General features: G+C 50.9%; 2 protein-coding genes. One reads left to right on the top strand and one right to left on the bottom strand.

What is annotated here, in order from left to right:
- The coding region (locus CN673_RS21820; RefSeq protein WP_157928998.1) for a DEAD/DEAH box helicase at nucleotides 1-1,532 on the top strand (1,532 nt) is incomplete at its 5' end.
- Nucleotides 1,533-1,616: 84 nt separating this feature from the next.
- On the opposite strand, the gene CN673_RS21815 is transcribed toward CN673_RS21820, so the two are convergent.
- Nucleotides 1,617-2,276 (bottom strand): hypothetical protein, encoded by a 660-nt coding sequence (locus CN673_RS21815; protein WP_157928997.1) that lies wholly within the window; start codon nucleotides 2,274-2,276, stop codon nucleotides 1,617-1,619.
- Between the last annotated feature and the right edge of the window lie 39 nt (nucleotides 2,277-2,315).

The raw sequence follows: 2,315 nt of genomic DNA, 5'->3' as shown, positions 1-2,315 counted from the left end.
GCAATACCTACTCGGGTCCTGGAAATTATGGAGGAGCTGCTGGGGGTGGTGGAGGATTCGGTGTCAGCAACTACGGAGGAGCCCCGCGAGGTTTTGGATCTGGTGGATTCCCTGGAGGAAACCTGAGAGATGTCAGTTACAACACCCAGGAATTGGCGCCGATTCAGAAGAACTTCTATCGTGAAAATCCCAGAGTGACTGAGAGATCGGCAGATGAACTTCAAAGGTGGATCGAGGAAAACCAGGTCACCTTGTCCGGGAGTTCGATCCCTCGTCCAGTTTTCAACTTCGATGAGGCTGGATTCAACCCTGAAATCGAGAGGGGTTTGTATCAGCATTACCAGACCCCCACTGTTATCCAGTCCATTTCTTGGCCTGTTGCCATGTCTGGCCGTGATATTGTGTCGATCGCCAAAACTGGAAGTGGAAAGACTCTTGGTTTCCTTCTCCCGGCCATCATGCACATCCTCAGACAGGAACGTCGCGGACCTCGAGGAGGCCCCGGAGCGCTTGTGATGCTTCCTACCAGAGAATTAGCTCAACAAGTGGAGGAAGTAGCTCGTGTCTACTGTCCTATCATGGGCTTGGAAGCGACTTGTTTATTCGGTGGAGCACCAAAAGGCGGACAACAGAATGATCTGCGAAGAGGTGTGGACATTGTTATTGCCACTCCTGGACGCCTCCTCGATTTCCTAGAAACTGGAGTCACCAACATGAACAGATGCACTTTCCTCGTCTTGGATGAAGCTGATCGTATGTTGGACATGGGTTTCGAACCACAGATCAGAAAGATTGTTGGCCAGATCCGCCCCGACCGTCAAACCCTGATGTTCTCAGCCACTTGGCCGAAGGAGGTCCGATCTCTGGCTTCTGATTTCCAGACCCAACCGGTCTTCTTGAACGTTGGATCTCTAGAATTGAGTGCCAATCATAATATCACTCAATATGTCGAAGTCATTCATGAGCATGCTAAACCAAGGAGATTGTTTGAGGTTTTGACTAGAATTGCTCAGGAAGAGCAAAACAAAACTCTGATCTTTGTCCAGACCAAGAGAAAGGCCGATGAATTGACCAGTGCCATGCGCAGGGACGGCTGGCCCGCCCTTTGCATTCACGGTGACAAGTCCCAGGGAGAAAGAGACTGGGTCATGAATGAGTTCAAGTCTGGCTCAGCTCCCATTCTGCTGGCCACCGATGTCGCCTCCAGAGGTCTTGATGTGAGCGACATCAAGTTTGTCATCAACTATGACTACCCCAACAACTCGGAGGATTATGTTCACAGAATTGGCCGTACCGGAAGAAGGGACAACACCGGAACTGCTTACACTTTCTTCACCATGAATGATGCGGCCAAGGCCAGAGATCTGATCAAGGTCTTGGAAGAGGCCAGCCAAGTTGTTCCCGACGATCTGAGGAACCTTCAAGGAAGCGGCGGATTCTCCTCTGGAGGCTATGGACGTCGTCCCGGGGCTCCATCTGGTGGATATGGAGGAAACAGAGGTTACGGTGGTGGTTATGGAGGTCGCTACTAGACTCAAAGGATCTAGCATCTCTTATGCCATCAAGAAGAAGGACGAATTGGAACGTGTAGCCAAATCCAACCGTTAAAATGTTTTTTATTTGTTGAAGGTTGTTATAAAGCCTCTTGTTTTAAAACCAGGGACTCCAGAGCCGGATCCGAGGCTCTCCAATTTGGCAATGATCTCCAGAAGTTTGGCAATCAATTCAGCGAGAGGGTTTTCATAAGGGAGGGTGATTCCACTGGCTACATCCCTCTTGGCACGGCCGCTCTCTTCTGAAGGGACGGTCACTTCCTCAGGGTTGATGGTGGGCAGGTGCAGAGCTTCCAAGATCTGGTTCAGGACATCGATCAGCAGGGTGAAGATTGGCTCTTCGGTGACTGGCTCGAACACATCTCTCTTGACACGGCCGGCATCGGAAGGGATGGTGACGGCTTCAGGGTTGATGGTGGGGAGATTCAGAGCTTCGAGGATCTTGTTCAAGAGGTCGATGATTACAACCAATGGAGAGGGGGGAAGGCCAGTGACTCCAGAAAACAGATCTCTCTTCACTCGCTCTCCTTCAATTCCAAAGTCGGGGAAGGTGACGGCCTCGGGGTTGACGGTTGGAAGGTGGAGAACCTCCAGGATTTGGTTGAGGATTTGAACCAAAGCCTCCAAAGATGGCTCTTGTGGCTCCGGAAGAGTTACAGGTGGAAGGTGGGGAAGTGGTGGGAAGTCTTGGGCCATGGAGAAGGCCAAGAAGGACAGGAACACAACACACTTCATTTTTGGAATTTAGGGTTTCGCTTCTTT

Origin of the sequence: Neopararhizobium haloflavum (assembly GCF_002750855.1) — a bacterium.
GTDB lineage: Bacteria > Pseudomonadota > Alphaproteobacteria > Rhizobiales > Rhizobiaceae > Georhizobium > Georhizobium haloflavum.
The sequence above is the reverse complement of the archived record's forward strand: the minus strand, read 5'-3'. Positions and strand labels throughout refer to the sequence as shown.